This window comes from Bradyrhizobium sp. WSM1253, assembly GCF_000244935.1.
Taxonomy (GTDB): domain Bacteria; phylum Pseudomonadota; class Alphaproteobacteria; order Rhizobiales; family Xanthobacteraceae; genus Bradyrhizobium; species Bradyrhizobium canariense.
Genome location: NZ_JH600073.1, coordinates 6,615,821 through 6,630,116, shown reverse-complemented (window position 1 = coordinate 6,630,116; position 14,296 = coordinate 6,615,821). Strand labels below are relative to the sequence as shown.

At 60.7% G+C, this 14,296-nt stretch carries 12 protein-coding genes; 8 read left to right on the top strand and 4 right to left on the bottom strand.

Annotation, left to right across the window (positions count from 1 at the left end):
* Positions 1 to 95 precede the first annotated feature (95 nt).
* The 5 genes from BRA1253DRAFT_RS32190 to BRA1253DRAFT_RS32170 all read left to right on the top strand — a co-directional run bounded on the left by BRA1253DRAFT_RS32190 (position 96) and on the right by BRA1253DRAFT_RS32170 (position 3,474).
* A complete protein-coding gene (locus tag BRA1253DRAFT_RS32190; RefSeq protein WP_007601247.1) occupies positions 96 to 1,022 on the top strand; it encodes an alpha/beta fold hydrolase in 927 nt (308 codons plus the stop codon).
* Positions 1,019 to 1,612 (top strand): hypothetical protein, encoded by a 594-nt coding sequence (locus BRA1253DRAFT_RS32185; protein ID WP_007601246.1) that lies wholly within the window; start codon positions 1,019 to 1,021, stop codon positions 1,610 to 1,612. The genes BRA1253DRAFT_RS32190 and BRA1253DRAFT_RS32185 overlap by 4 nt, the downstream gene beginning before the upstream one ends.
* A gap of 89 nt (positions 1,613 to 1,701) precedes the next feature.
* On the top strand, positions 1,702 to 2,349 hold the full coding sequence (locus tag BRA1253DRAFT_RS32180) for a CoA transferase subunit A (protein ID WP_007601245.1): 648 nt from the start codon (positions 1,702 to 1,704) through the stop codon (positions 2,347 to 2,349).
* 4 nt (positions 2,350 to 2,353) lie between these two features.
* On the top strand, positions 2,354 to 3,004 hold the full coding sequence (locus BRA1253DRAFT_RS32175; protein ID WP_007601244.1) for a 3-oxoacid CoA-transferase subunit B: 651 nt from the start codon (positions 2,354 to 2,356) through the stop codon (positions 3,002 to 3,004).
* An 11-nt stretch (positions 3,005 to 3,015) separates the two neighbouring features.
* Positions 3,016 to 3,474 (top strand): MaoC family dehydratase, encoded by a 459-nt coding sequence (locus BRA1253DRAFT_RS32170; RefSeq protein ID WP_007601243.1) that lies wholly within the window; start codon positions 3,016 to 3,018, stop codon positions 3,472 to 3,474.
* A 17-nt stretch (positions 3,475 to 3,491) separates the two neighbouring features.
* On the opposite strand, the gene fabI is transcribed toward BRA1253DRAFT_RS32170, so the two are convergent.
* From fabI to BRA1253DRAFT_RS32150, 4 genes are read right to left on the bottom strand one after another with little or no spacing between them, the layout of a single operon-like run.
* Positions 3,492 to 4,280, bottom strand: coding sequence for an enoyl-ACP reductase FabI (fabI, locus tag BRA1253DRAFT_RS32165; protein ID WP_007601242.1), 789 nt, complete (start codon positions 4,278 to 4,280; stop codon positions 3,492 to 3,494).
* Positions 4,277 to 5,491, bottom strand: a complete 1,215-nt coding sequence (locus tag BRA1253DRAFT_RS32160) for an acetate/propionate family kinase (protein WP_007601241.1) — start codon at positions 5,489 to 5,491, stop codon at positions 4,277 to 4,279. The genes fabI and BRA1253DRAFT_RS32160 overlap by 4 nt, the downstream gene beginning before the upstream one ends.
* Before the next feature lie 5 nt (positions 5,492 to 5,496).
* Positions 5,497 to 6,459, bottom strand: a complete 963-nt coding sequence (locus tag BRA1253DRAFT_RS32155; protein WP_007601240.1) for a phosphate acetyltransferase — start codon at positions 6,457 to 6,459, stop codon at positions 5,497 to 5,499.
* A 23-nt stretch (positions 6,460 to 6,482) separates the two neighbouring features.
* On the bottom strand, positions 6,483 to 8,708 hold the full coding sequence (locus BRA1253DRAFT_RS32150; RefSeq protein WP_007601239.1) for a DUF3141 domain-containing protein: 2,226 nt from the start codon (positions 8,706 to 8,708) through the stop codon (positions 6,483 to 6,485).
* A gap of 266 nt (positions 8,709 to 8,974) precedes the next feature.
* Here BRA1253DRAFT_RS32150 and BRA1253DRAFT_RS32145 point away from each other — a divergent pair, with 266 nt between their 5' ends.
* From BRA1253DRAFT_RS32145 to BRA1253DRAFT_RS32135, 3 genes are all read left to right on the top strand, one after another.
* On the top strand, positions 8,975 to 9,508 hold the full coding sequence (locus BRA1253DRAFT_RS32145) for a GNAT family N-acetyltransferase (RefSeq protein WP_007601238.1): 534 nt from the start codon (positions 8,975 to 8,977) through the stop codon (positions 9,506 to 9,508).
* A 1,538-nt stretch (positions 9,509 to 11,046) separates the two neighbouring features.
* Positions 11,047 to 12,312 carry a glycosyltransferase gene (locus tag BRA1253DRAFT_RS32140; protein WP_007601236.1) on the top strand — a complete coding sequence of 422 codons (1,266 nt, stop codon included), beginning with the start codon at positions 11,047 to 11,049 and terminating at the stop codon, positions 12,310 to 12,312.
* Positions 12,309 to 13,361, top strand: coding sequence for an HlyD family secretion protein (locus tag BRA1253DRAFT_RS32135; protein WP_007601235.1), 1,053 nt, complete (start codon positions 12,309 to 12,311; stop codon positions 13,359 to 13,361). Before BRA1253DRAFT_RS32140 ends, BRA1253DRAFT_RS32135 begins: the two co-directional genes overlap by 4 nt.
* The last annotated feature ends 935 nt before the right edge of the window (positions 13,362 to 14,296 follow it).

The following is a 14,296-nucleotide window of genomic DNA, read 5'->3' as shown; positions in this document are numbered from 1 at the left end:
TAGGAGAGGACGCGGCGCGACCCTTGATCTAGCGCAAGGGAATTCGCACTGCCCGCGCGAGTGTCTTGGCACCGAATTACATGCCGGACGCCGCAATGCCTTTCCTCACGCACGGCTCCTACCGGATCCGGTATGAGCTCGACGGTCCTGTGACGGCGCCGGCCTACGTGCTGGTCAATGGACTGACTCAATACTCCGAACTGTGGACCGCTTACCGAGACGCGCTCATCGCACGGGGATTTCGCGTTGCGACATTCGATCTGCTCGGCCAGGGCGCCTCCGACAAGCCGACGCTCTTCATCAATCAGGACGACCATGTCCTTGCGCTGCATCGCCTGATCGAAATGCTCGGTGAAGGTCCGGTCTTCCTCAGTGGAATCAGCTTCGGTGGCCTGATCGCGCTGCGCTACGCGATCGAGCATTGGAGGCGCCTCTCGGGTCTGGTGCCAATGAGTTGCTTTGCCGAGCTTTCGCCTCAACTTCTCCTGATCGGCAACGCACTACGCACCGGCCTAATTCTGGGTGGAACCGGCTATCTCCAGGATCTGCTGCTGCCGATGAATCTGTCCGATGAATGGTTGAAGCCGCTGTTGGATAAGCTCGACGGTGTCAAGCGGCAGGGCTGGCTGGTCAATGACCTCTACGCGCTGCAGAACCTGATGGAGTCGTTCCTCGACTTCCAGCCGCTGACGCCGCAACTCGCCTCGATCGCCGTCCCAACCATGATCCTGAACGGAGAGTTCGACTTCCTGACGCCGCGTGCCCTCCACGAGACGCTGCGAGTCGGAATCCCCAACAGCGCGCTCGTGATCATCCCGGGCGCCTATCACGCTTTCACGTTGGAAAAGGGTGCGCTCACAGCCGACCTGCTCGCGCGCTTCGCCGATGACGTGCTGGCCGGACGCTGGCAAGGTAACAAAGCGGTCTGGATTGCGCCCGAAGACCCTGGTGGTGAGCTCACTCCATTTCCCGCCAGCTACGACCATCTGCGTGCCATCCCCGTCCAGAGGACCCGGGCATGAGCGGACTTCTCGGACCACTCGACTCCGAAGGCCGAGTGCCGCACAGCCAGCAGACTCGCGTCGCCGCTTTCCTGATCTCGGCCCATGGCGCTCTCGCAAGGCAATTCGCCCTCGCCCTGCCGGCGAAGTTCGAGGCCGGCTGGCAGACAGAATTGAACGCTCAGTTCTACCGAGAGAGCGAGATCGTGTCGCTTCTGATGCGCGCAACCACATGGGTGCCGGACCTCGCCCTTGGCTATATGGCCATATCCTGGGAGGCCGCCTGGCTTCCGACGCCGAACGAAGGCATTGCCGATCGCATTCTTTGGCAAGCAGTCCACCTCGCCACGCTCGCGCATGCCGTCCACGCCGGGATCCGGCCAGCGGCGTTACTACCGCTTGAGGCAAACCCGAATGACCCCTTCGTGATGGCGCTACGCCGCATCGAGTTCGAGAGCGGACGTCTGTTGCAGGCGCAAATCCTGTTCCTGAAAGGTCCCGACCTGTTACCCTTCCGTGGCACCGTCAGCACAGTCCTGGAAAGCCGACACACCGAACTGCGCAAGCTCTGGCACGACGCGCTCGCGAGCGTGGGAATCGTCCGCGAATGATGCGGAGCCTTGACGCAGATCAAAGCAGCGCGATTTCCGCCCTCCAGCATTCATCGACGCCCTGCACGCGCCGACCGGAGTTCTCCCTCATGAAGGCCATCTCCCTCGAAGAAGCCGTCGCAATGATCCCGGTCGGCGCGAGTGTCATGGTCGGCGGATTCATGGGTGTCGGAACACCGGAGCGCCTGCTCGACGAGGTGGTGCGGCAGAAGAAGGGCGGTCTGTCGCTGATCTGCAATGATGCGGCGATCCCCGGCAAGGGCGTCGGCAAGCTGTTCGATGCTGCGCTGGTCGCGCGATTGACCGCAACGCATATCGGTCTCAATGCGAAGGCACAGCAGCAGATGCTGGCAAACCAGATCACCGTCGATCTGGTACCCCAGGGAACCTTCGTCGAGCGCATTCGTGCGGGTGGATGCGGGCTAGGTGGAGTTCTGACGCCAACCGGCGTCGGCACGCTGGTTGCGCAGGGCAAGCGCGAGATCGAAGTCGACGGAAAGCCTTTTCTGCTGGAGACAGCCTTGCGTGCACAGTTTGCGCTAGTGCACGCCTTCCTTGCCGACTACCTCGGCAACTTGGCGTACGCACTGACCTCGCGCAACTTCAATCCAGTCATGGCGATGGCCGCCGACACCGTGATCGTCACCGCGGAGAACATTGTGCCAATCGGCGTGATCGCGCCCGACCACGTCGTGACCCCGGCGCCGCTCGTCGACTACCTCATTACAAACGGGTGACGACATGGATCCGCAGATCATCATCGCCCGGCGCGTCGCCAAGGAGCTTCGGAGCGGCGACCTCGTCAATCTCGGCATCGGTATCCCGACGCTCGTCGCGAACTACGTTCCAACGGACCTGAAGGTATTCTTCCAGTCGGAAAACGGCCTGATCGGAACGGGGCCTATCCCCGAGCAAGGCCTGGCGCATCCGACGCTAACGGACGCAGGGGGGCGCCCGATTAGCGCGCTGCCCGGGGCCTCGACCTTCGACAGCGCGATGTCGTTCGGACTGATCCGCGGCGGCCATGTCGACGTCACGGTGCTTGGCGGCCTTCAAGTCGATGCCCATGGCCATCTCGCCAACTGGATGATCCCGGGCAAGATGGTTCCCGGCATGGGCGGCGCCATGGATCTCGTGAGCGGCGCGAAGCGGGTCATCGTCGCCATGCAGCACGCAGCAAAGGGCAAGTCGAAGATTGTTGCGAAATGCAGCTTGCCGCTCACCTCGGCGCGGCCAGTGAATCTAGTCGTCACCGACATGGCTGTGATCGGCTTTGCCGATGGCACGGCGACGCTTCTTGAGACCGCGCCGGGCGTCACGATCGGCGAAGTGATGGCTGCGACTGAAGCCGACCTTCTCGTCGGCGACCATGTCCCGGAGATGATGATCTGAAGGTGAAGGACATGCGGATATTCGGCAATTTTGATGAGATAAGATCTGCGGTCGGTACCGAAATCGGCGCTAGCGACTGGATCGAGGTAACGCAGGACCGGATCAACAAGTTTGCGGAAGCGACCTGCGATGAACAGTGGATCCATGTCGACCAGGAGCGCGCGAGGAAAGAAATGCCCGGCGGCACCACCATCGCCCATGGCATGCTGTCCCTGGCGCTGGCACCGATGTTCATCCGCTCGGTGATGGGGTTAAAAGGCCTCCGAAACACCCTGAACTACGGCGCCGACAGGATCAGGTACCTTTCGCCGGTCCCGGCGGGCTCAAAGCTGCGTGGCCGCGTCAGCGTTGCTGAGACGGAGGATGTCCCTCCCGACGGGCTGCGCGTGAACTATCATCTGGTCATCGAGATCGAAGGCGGCAATCGACCGGCCTGCGTGGCCGAGCTAATCGCCCTGCACTATCGCTGAGTCGCATCCCGTCCCCTTCAGTCGATGATGTGATAACCACCATCAATATAAAGAACGCTTCCTGTAATGAGCTTGGCGCCGTCGAGCGCGAGAAATGCCGTGGCGTTGCCGACGTCTTCAATGCTGACCAGGCTGCGCGACGGGGCCTTGGATTGCGCCTTGTCCATCAGTTCGTCGAACTCTGGAATGCCTGATGCCGCTCGCGTAGCCAGCGGCCCGGGCGAAATCGCGTGCACGCGGATGCCCTTCGGCCCAAGCTCGGCGGCGATGTAGCGGACGGAGGCTTCGAGCGCCGCCTTGGCCACACCCATCACATTGTAGTTTTCGACCACCATCTGGCTGCCGTAATAGGTCATCGTGAACATGGTGCCGCCGTTCTTCATCAGCGGCTCGGCCAAATGCGCCATGCGCATGAAGGACCAGCAGGAGACCTCCATCGTCTTCAGGAAGCCGTCGCGACCGACGTCCACCACACGTCCGTGCAAGGCTTCCTTCGGTGAGAATGCGATCGAGTGCAGCAGGAAATCGAGCTGGCCCCAGTCCCTCTCGACCCGGGCAAATACTTCTTCGGTCTGCCCCTCCGTCATTACATCGAGTGGCATGAAAATAGACGCCTCAAGTGCCTGGGCAAGAGGCTCGACGTGCTTCTTCGCGCGGTCGTTCAGGTAAGTGACGGCTAGATCGGCACCAAGCGCACGAAAGGCCTTGGCGCATCCCCATGCGATCGACTGGTCGTTGGCGATGCCCACGACGAGGCCTTTTTTCCCCTTCAGGGCAATCTTGGTATCCGGAAATACGGGAATCATGATGCCCTCTCCTGTCTTTGATTGGTCGATGTTCTGTTCATCAGCACTGAGAGAGTGTGCTGCGCGATCATCAGCTCCTCGTCGGTCGGCACCACATAGACTGGAATGCGACTGTCGGGACCCGAGATCAGCTGTGAGTGGCGCGTATTCTCGGCTTGATTGAGGGTGACGCCCAGCCACGCAAGCTGGCCAGCGACATGCGCGCGAATTGTTGCGGAGTTTTCGCCGATACCAGCCGTAAACACAAAGGCGTCCAGCCCCTGCAGCGCTGCGGCAAGCATGCCGGCACTGAGGCCTATGCGATAGCAGAAATATTCGACGGCCAGTCTGGCTCTCGGATCGTCACTGCTCTCCAGCACGCGCATATCGTTGCTGACGCCGGATAACCCCTTCAAGCCGCAATCGCGGTAAAGGAAGTTCTGGATGTTGGAGGCAGACATCCCCTTCTCGGAAATGAGATAGAGCACCACCCCAGGGTCGATCTGACCAGGGCGGGTTCCCATCGGAAGCCCGTCGAGAGCGGTGAAGCCCATAGTGCTTTCGACGCTTCGTCCCACGCTGAGAGCGCACATCGAGGCGCCGCTTCCGAGGTGAGCGACGATAATCCGCCCATTCGCAACTTTCGGCGCGACCTTTGGCAAGGTCTTCGCAATGTACTCGTAAGAGAGACCGTGAAAGCCGTAGCGGCGCACGCCCTCGGCATAAAGATGATGTGGAATCGCATAATGATCGGCCACCGCGCTATGTGTGCGATGAAATGCGGTATCGAAACAGGCGACCTGCGGAAGCTCCGGGAAATTGCCGAGAATCGAGCGGATCGGCGCCAGATTATGGGGTTGATGCAGCGGCGCGAGCGCGATGTACCGCTCCAGCCGGGTCACGACACCATGATCGAGCTGGATCGGCCGATCGTAGTCCGGGCCACCGTGAACGACGCGATGACCGACCGCGATCGGGTGAATGCGTTGCTCGTCCCGCAACCAGGCGCCGGCAATGTCCATCGCGGCCGGAACATCCGGCACCGCCTCGATCGGATAGGCGCGATCCGCAACCGGATCGCCGGTGGAGCCACTCGCGCGCAAACGCGGGCGGCTGCCGATCCCATCCATCTGCCCTTTCAGCTGTCGCCGCAATATTCCGTCCCCCTCGATCGAGTAGACCTGGAACTTGACGCTGGAGGAGCCGGCATTGACCACAAGGATGGTGTCCATGGCGTTCACGCGGCAATCGTTGGAGCACGCCGGCGCCGGGCATGGGCATACAGCGCTGCGACCGCGCACGAGGCCATCCGCGCACGCGCCGAATCCGCGCGTGAGGTCAGGACGACCGGGACCCGGGCTCCGAGCACGATGCCCGCGCCGTCCGCCTTGGCGAAATAGGCGAGGTTCTTTGCCAGCATGTTGCCGGCCTCCAGGTCGGGAACGACGAGGATCTGCGCGCGACCGGCGACCTCGGACTTGATCCCCTTGATGCGCGCCGCCTCCAGGTCGATGGCGTTGTCGAAAGCCAGCGGTCCGTCGAGGATCCCTCCGGTGATCTGCCCGCGATCCGCCATCTTGCAGAGTGCTGCCGCCTCGATCGTAGACGGAATTTTCGAGGTCACGGTTTCAACCGCTGACAGGATTGCCACGCGCGGTGACTTGCCGAATCCAGCTTCCACGTAAAGATCGATCGCGTTCTGGATGATGTCGCGTTTGGCGTCCAGATCAGGGAAGATGTTGATGGCCGCGTCCGTCACGAAGATGGTCTCGGCATAGGCCGGCACGTCCATCACGAAGACGTGGCTGATACGGCGGTCGGTGCGCAGGCCTCCGGCCTTCGCGGTGACCGCGCGCATCAATTCGTCGGTGTGCAAGCTGCCTTTCATCAACAGCTCACCTCGGCCGGCGTGGATCAGCTCTACCGCCTTTGCAGCGGCTTCATCGCTATGCGCTGCGTCAACGAGCTCGAAGGCCGCGATGTCGAGACCATGCCTGGCGGCCGTATCCCGGATCTTCCTTTCAGGTCCGACCAGGAGCGGCCGGATGATGCCGGCCTGTGCACTATCGACAGCGCCGCGCAATGAGCTTTCATCGCAGGGATGCACGACGATGGTTGGGGCCGGCGGCACGGCCTGCGCGGCCGCTATCAGACGGTCGTACTTGCTCGGGGACTGTGCCTGCGATGTGTCGGCTGACATGAGCCGGTTCCTTCCAGACAGCGTTACGATGCCTTCGCCTTGGGGTCGAAAGGGGCAACGTTCGACGCCCTCCCCGACGTTTCGGCGTCGAGACCGAACAGCTGCGCGACACGCTGCAGGCGGCTGGCGCGCTCGCCTGTGATGTCCTCGCTGGCCGACAGCACCTCGCTCATCGTCGTGAAAGCCGCGCGGCGCTGATTGACATCGTCGGGAAGCAACTTCGGGATAACGGCCAGCGCCGCCTCGCGATCGAGCAGCAGCATGAAGAACTGCTCGCGAACCAGCATCTTAAATTCGGCAAGCGCTAATCGCGCTCCGCTGTTGTCGTGACGAGCCTGACGCAACGCCTCGATGCTGCGTTCATCCACCATTCCTCTCGCCGAGCCGATATAAAGCAGGGCACGGATGGCCGCCTCGCGAAGCCCGCCTTCGCCAATCCTGGATCGGAGCTCGGCGATCCGTTTGTCGAGCATGGCACGGTGTTCGGCCGGCATCTCGCGCCCGCGCGACGGTTCAGCTTTCGGATCTATGCCGACCGCCGCCTGTAGCGCCGGGGAGCCGTAGACGTTGAGGAAGATCGCCTCGCTCATCGCTTCCTGCGAATCGCGCCAGCTGTCCAGCGCATGAACGATCTGCTTAGAGACCTGCTCCTGAAATGCCAGGAACGGATTGTCGTTCGAAACCGGCTTGCGGTTCTCTTCTAGCCCTTCCGCTGCCGATTTCACCGCCGTCATCCATGGATTCTGACTGCTGAAGGCCTCATACTGCGTCCGCAGCGGGTGCAGGTTACGCATCAAATCTGCCGTCTGCGGCGCCACCATGCCCTTGATCCAGGGCTGCACGAACTTGCGATAGGCGGCAAGATTAAGCTCCGAGACGCGTTTGGCCGCGGCAAAGCGCCGCTCGTCCTCAGGCGAATTGCCGCCCATGGCACGAATATCCTCGAGCGTTCGGGCCTCGCAGCGCATCACCCATTGGCCAACAACGAGATCGGAACTGGTGGTTTCCTCGTCCTTGGCTTCGAACGTCGCTTCGTAAAGGCCGGGCGGTAGTACATCGATCAGATCGATGTTGCTGGAAAATTCAGCGTGCTCCTTCTTGGCGACGCCGCCCGAGACGAAGATGCCGAGATGGCCGACGCTCTCGTGAACGGTATAGACGATCGTTTGCCCATAGGCCCTGATGTCATCCACGTCGGCGTAGCATTCGAGGATCCAACCCAGCGCCTGCTGCGGCGGAGTGATGTTGTCGCCCTTGGAGCAGAACACCACGATCGGCGAACTGATGTTGCGCAGGTCTACCTTCTGCCCGTCGGATAGGGTGATATTGCCAGCGGCCAAGTTGTTGCCAACGAAGAGTTCGTCGACAATGAACTGAATCTCCTCGGCGTTGAGATTGACGTGCCCACCCCACCAGCGCTCGAACTCGAGGTAGCGATCGGCTTCGGTATCCACCTTCGAATAGACATTGTACTGCTTGGTCCAGAGCGTGTTCGACGGATTTTGGCCTTCGAAGTTCTGGACCAGCCAGGCACCATCGAACTTCCCACCGCCGAGATCGCTAACAAGCGCAGTTAGCCAGCTTCCGCCCAGCAGGCCGCCCGAATATCGCATCGGATTTTTACCATGCACGCCGGCCCAGTACGCGAGCGGGGCTCCGGCGATGATCAGTGGACCGAACAGATCCGGCCGAACCGAAGCCAGGATCATGACCGCCCATCCGGCTTGGCAATTGCCTATGACGCAGGGTTTCCCGTCAGCGTCCGGATGGAGACTGATCACCTTTTCGATGAACAGTGCCTCGGCACGCGCGATACGCTCGATCGTCTGGCCCGGCACCGGCTCCGGCAGGAAGCCGATGAAGTAGCAGGGATGTCCCGCCTTCATCGCGACGCCGATCTCGCTGTCGGCCTTGAACCCGCCGATCCCTGGACCGTGCCCGGCGCGTGGATCAATCACGATGAACGGCCGCCGTGTGGAATCGATCTCGACGCCGGCTGGCGGGATAATGCGGACAAGCGCGTAATTGACGGGTTCGTCCAACTTGCGGCCATCAATGATCAGTTCGGCCGCATATTGCAGAACGTGTGGCGCGGTTTGGGCGACGTGCTCCCGATATTGGTCGCCGCGCCGGCGCATCACATCGAGAAAGAGTATGCTCCGTTGCCCCGCATCGACCATGTATTCAACGGCCGAGGCGACGAGACCGGACATCGAACCGCCGGGCGTTCCAGGCACTTCCATCTGCATGCTCCGACCTCAATGTCGTATGAATGCATCCAAAGCCCGCCGCAACTGCAGGCCTTTGATATAGGTCAATGCTGGACGGCGAGTACGCCGACCCAGTCGTGTCACGTCGGTCCTCCCGCCGGAATGTGTCGAGCTGACTGCCGAGATTCAGGCCGCCCGCTTTTTTGCGAGGTCCCTTGATACAAATCAAACGGGCAGCCGACCGCCCCATTCATAGACGAGCCTCAGGCCGACGTGTTTTCCGGCCGCCTGAGCCGAGACCTCGCATGCCGGACATCGCTAAATACAGCGCGACGGAACCCTTGCGGGACGGCAGCATGTCCGAAATCCGAGCGCTGCGGCCGGCCGACGAGACGGCCGTCCTCGACGCGCTGGATCAGACCAGCAAGCAGTCGTTGCAGCGCCGTTTTTTTGGGATCAAGCGTCATTTCTCGGACAAGGAGCGCGCGTTCTTCATGGATGTCGACTTCATGAATCACGTCGCGCTGGTGTGCGAGGTCGGGCAATCCGAGCGTACAATGATTGTCGGAGGCGCTCGATATGTCGTGTTTGAGCCCGGACGAGCCGAGTTGGCGTTCGTCGTCATCGACGCTTGGCAGGGCCGAGGCATCGGCTCCATCTTGATGCGCCACCTTGGCGAGATCGCCTCCAATAACGGATTGCGTGAGCTGACTGCGGAGGTCCTGCCCGAAAACAAGTCAATGCTGGCGGTGCTCGGCAAGTTTGGCTTCAGGCGGGACGGGAACCGCGACCCCCACACGATGCATTTGGCGCTACGCCTGGACAATGAGGGGCGGTGATCAATGAGCGGTAAATGGTTCGGGCCCGCGCGCTCAAACTCAACGCTGGTTCATTGACCACAAGAACTCCAGCAGGATTATGCCGCGAGGTGCATCCGTCGGCGTTACGGAAAGCGTGGGCCGCACGTACGAGCAACGTGTTGCTGTAAGGCCGATCCGAGAATGCCGGACTTACCACCAGAGAACACGCTCTCGCGCATCGCCAAGCCGCGAGTTCTCTCGCGCACGAGCCGTCATGAACCTTGCTGATGTCGCAGTCGAAGAGGCACATTATGAAACCCTTTACTCTGCTGCTCGCTTCAGCATCTATGTTCGCATGCGCTGACGATAGCCACGCAGTCGTGAGAATTGCCAATGACCGCGGTGGCTTGATTCAACGTTACCTTGATCGATATGAGGAGTTGAATGAGACTGGCCAAACCGTGGTAATCGATGGCCTCTGCGCGTCCGCCTGCACGATCGTACTAGCAAAACTCCCAACAGATAGAGTTTGCGTGACGGAAAGGGCAAACCTTGCTTTCCACGCAGCTTGGGATCTCGGCCCTGGTGGACGCCATATTACAAATCGAGAAGCTACACGGATGATCTATTCCATGTACCCGGCTCCAGTTCGGAGTTGGATCTCAGGCCGGGGTGGTTTGTCGCCTCACACAATCTTCCTTCGCGGTGCGCAGTTGCAGACGATATTTGCGCGCTGCTATTTGGACTCTGCAGTCTTCCTGCGGTCATAGTCCTTCGCCGGCGTCTGGCCTGCTATGTACAGCGATTGCCGCATGGGAAGTCGAAAAAGACGCTTTGATCTATCTCAATTCTCTGACAGCAGCGGGCCTCAGTTTGAGGGAGTCGCGTCCATCGCTCCGCCGCGCCGGCCGGGCGGTTGGGCGCTTCCAGGGAGCTCGATATGATCAAGTCGCTCGGAATTGCCACGTTCGCCTTCTTCTTCGCAGTATCCGCTCAGGCGATGACACCTGCCCCGATTGCACAGCCCGAAAGCCTGATTACGGAAGTTGCTGCTGCCTGCGGCGTCGGTAGAACACGTATCAACGGCGTGTGCGTCGCACGGACGACGGTCCGTCAAACCCGTCGGGCGGTCCGCAGATGTGTTAGAGGGACAACGTGCTGATTGGTTGTCCTCAAGGACAATACGCAAAGTGGTTCGTCGTGATTAGATTTAGCAAGTACCGACCCCAACGGTACACCGACGCCCCCACCGGCCTCAGCCTTTCCAGACTGAGGCCGTCTTGCGCCTGAAAGGTTGGACGGACCGGTCACCTTGTGGGATTTAGCGACGCGGCGAACAACTCCAACCGCAACGCTGATGCCGGCACGCCAACAATCAGCCTCAAGAGCAAGCTGTCATCGTCAACTGACGAAGCCAACGCTGCAGTTGAATAGCGCAGACACAAAAAGCAAATGTTTACGCAATTTACCACTCGACCATCAACGTGATGGTCTTCATTTTCCCGTCTGATAATTGCCTTGCGCGCCTTGTTTGGTCGGATGCTCGGAATGGTGCTGTCGTAGCGGAGGTGGCCGGCATGTCCGAAATGATGGAAGTGCTCGCCGGAACGAGTTTATTTCTACTCGCCTTCTCGCTGCTGATATTCGACATCCCCCGCTACACCTTGTCGCTGGTGTCTCTTGCTCTGTTCAGCTCGAAGCGGCGAAGCGTCGGCGGGACGGTTTGCCAGGCGACGGTAAGCGTGATTATCCCGACATTCAACGGCGGCTCCGGGCTTGCTCCTTCGATCAGCTCGCTGCGCCGGCAAACCCTCCGACCTGTCGAAATCATCGTCGTCGACGACGGCTCCACCGACGCAACACGCGCGGTCGCGGAGCGGGCGAAAGCGCAGGGCCTGGTTGACATGGTCATCTGCCATGGGACCCGCTGCGGCCGCAGCGCTGCCATTAACGCTGCAGCACGGTTTGCCCGCGGCGATCTTCTTTTGACCGTAGATGCCGACACTGTCTTCGAACCGAACGCGGTTGAGCGCCTCGCGGCTGCCTTCGACGATCCGCTCGTCGCCGGCGCAAGTTGCAACATCGCGATCAGTAACGAGCGCGACTCGATATGGACAGGACTTCAAAGCGTCGAATACCTGATGTCGATCACCGCGGGGCGGTCGATCCTCGACGTGGTGGATGCGATCGCGTGTCTGTCCGGAGCCTGTTCCATGTATCGCCGGGATATTTTCGCGCAGCAGGGCGGGCTCGACGTCGGCCCGGGAGAGGATATGGAGTACACCTTGCGGCTCCGCAGACTCGGCTATGTCATTCGGTTCGTGTCCGACGCCTGGGCGGAAACAGCCGGCCCCGCAAGCGGCGTAAGTCTATTGCGACAGCGCGCGCGCTGGGATCGCGATGCTCTGCGCATCCGCTTCATGATGTATGGCGAGCTGAGTTTTCGCCATCCGCTGGAGCGTTTACCGGACACGATCCAACGGCTTGACTTCATCGTCTTTGATCTCGTCCCGACGCTCAGCCTGCCGTTCTACTTGGCCTACATTGTGCTGTTGTTCGGCTCGGATGCCGTGCTGTTTCTGTCGGCGGTCTACCTGTTGTTGCTCTGGATCTCGGTCTTCAATATGGCACTTGTGTTCGCCCTGTTCCATCGATCCGTCGGAACGTTTGGCTGGAAGATGGCTCTGATCTTTCCCTTTTACCAGGGTGTCTATCTGAAGTGCGCGCGGTTCTTTTCCTACTCTTCGGAAATCATCTTTGCCTCGTCGCGGAACGATGATTTCGTGCCGCCGCGCGTTCGCCGTGCACTATTCGGCGATCGGACGAAGGAAGTGGCCAAATGACCGTCACCCTAACACGACTCGATCCCCATATCCCCGATCCCATCGAGAGCCGTCGGCGTGCGGCCGGACGGGCCGTCCGCGCCGCCTATGCGACAATCGTATTCGGCATACTCGCATTCTTTGTCGTCTATTTCGGGAGGCCAATTCTTTATCTCGGCGGCCCGGGCAGCGTGTCCTCACCGAGATATTTGGTTTCACTGCCTTACATCGTGCAGATCAACAGCATCACCGTGCTGAGAGGTGCATCGGTCAAGGCCGGCGACGAAATCGGAAGGGTTCGGTCTCCGCAGCACGATGAGATTGTCGCCACCTATATGCGCTCGCTCGCGGACATCGCCGGTCGCAAAGCGGAACTGCGTGTTAAGGCCCGGGTTGCGCGCGAATCTCTCGACGCGGCGCGCTCACATCTGCGGCTTGCTGAGGAAGCTGTCGAACTTATCGCAAACTCATCGGCCGCGAGCCTGAATTACCGCATAGACATGTCCCGGGAGCGCGCCTTGGCGAACAAAGCCGTGGTCTCGCAGGAGGCGGAAGCCGCCGAAGCCAGCACTCAATTGGCCGCTCTCGACGAATTCAGCCGGCAACTCGGTGATCGCCTCGAAAAGGTTGAAAGCAGCTTTGCAGACGGGAGAGTCTTCGCGCCCATAGCTGGCATAGTCGCGAACAATCCTGCGCGCGCCGGCCAATCCCTGGTGGCGGGCACGCCGATTGCAGAAATTCTCGACCCCACGGATGTCTTTGTCGACTGGTACGTTCCTAACGAACGCCTGTCCGATCCAAAAGTCGGCAACGAAGTCTTTGTGCTGTTCGGCAACCGACGAATTCTGGGCAAGATCGCGGAAATCCTCCCGGTGTCAGATGTGTACCCCGGGGCGGGTTCGTCGGCGGCGCGCGAGCGTACCGCCTCGCAAATCGCGCGAATTCGGTTCAACCCAGGCGCTCATCGCCCGGCGCTGAACTCGGCCGTCGACGTTCACATGCACTACACACAACTGAGCGCGCGGATCGCTTCAGTGCTGGTGAGATTATTCGGGCTCGACGAGCTGTGAGAGTGAGCGAGGTGCAGCATGCAGGTCGAAGCGAACCAAACGGGTTGCCCGGCTTGCGGCTCCTCCACGCTAGAATTGTTTCCAGTATTCCACCACATGATGTGCGCCTATGTTGGTCCGGAGTATGACTTCACGCCAAACATCGCGGGATATACGTGCCCGAAGTGCTGCCGGGGCATTGTGCCAGCTGACCCAGCTTGCGAGATCGTGGGGACTAGCGCGCGCTGCACCCGATGTCGGGGTGAGATGGTCATGGCGCCAGAGTGTGCCGGCTAGCGCGTAAGGGTCAGCGGTCCGTCTTGTATGCCGACAGCCCGAAAAGCTATTTCCGGCCGGGGCGTTCATCCATTGGCACAAAGTGCACTGGCCAACCACTGCGCATCTGCTTGTCTAGAGTGCGCCTTGCCGATTCTTTCCAGCCCCCAAGCTTCCAGGATTGGCAAGATCGTACAGGCCCCGGCGCGGCATCAGCTTCGCCGGGGCCACGGACGCCGGGATGGTCCAGGACTATGGACACAGAGACAGATCGGCAACGAGGTTTGGAGTTGGGTCGCCGCTGGGCAGAGCATGCTTCGGCGCACGAGCTTGCCACCATGGTGAGCGGGTCGTTTGATGATCTCAGCGAAATTCTGCCAGCGGACGCATCTGATGAGTTCGTCGGCGGCTTCCGCGAAGGCGTGTTGCACGTCTGCGCGGGGCCTAGGATCTCAGCATAAGGGTGCGGAGATGAGACCAAGCGCCCTTGCCCCCCATCGCGGAAAATTCCAGGCGGCCAGTTGACTGGTCAACATTCCTGACACAACTCAAACGCGCAAATTGCTCAATTTTCCCAACTGTTGCCACGTAAGCACACCGAATTCCAGGCGGCTCAGCTAGCTTCGAGCTGGAATGCGGGACTGCCAAGAAAAGAGCCGGCATCGTTAGGGTGAAACGTG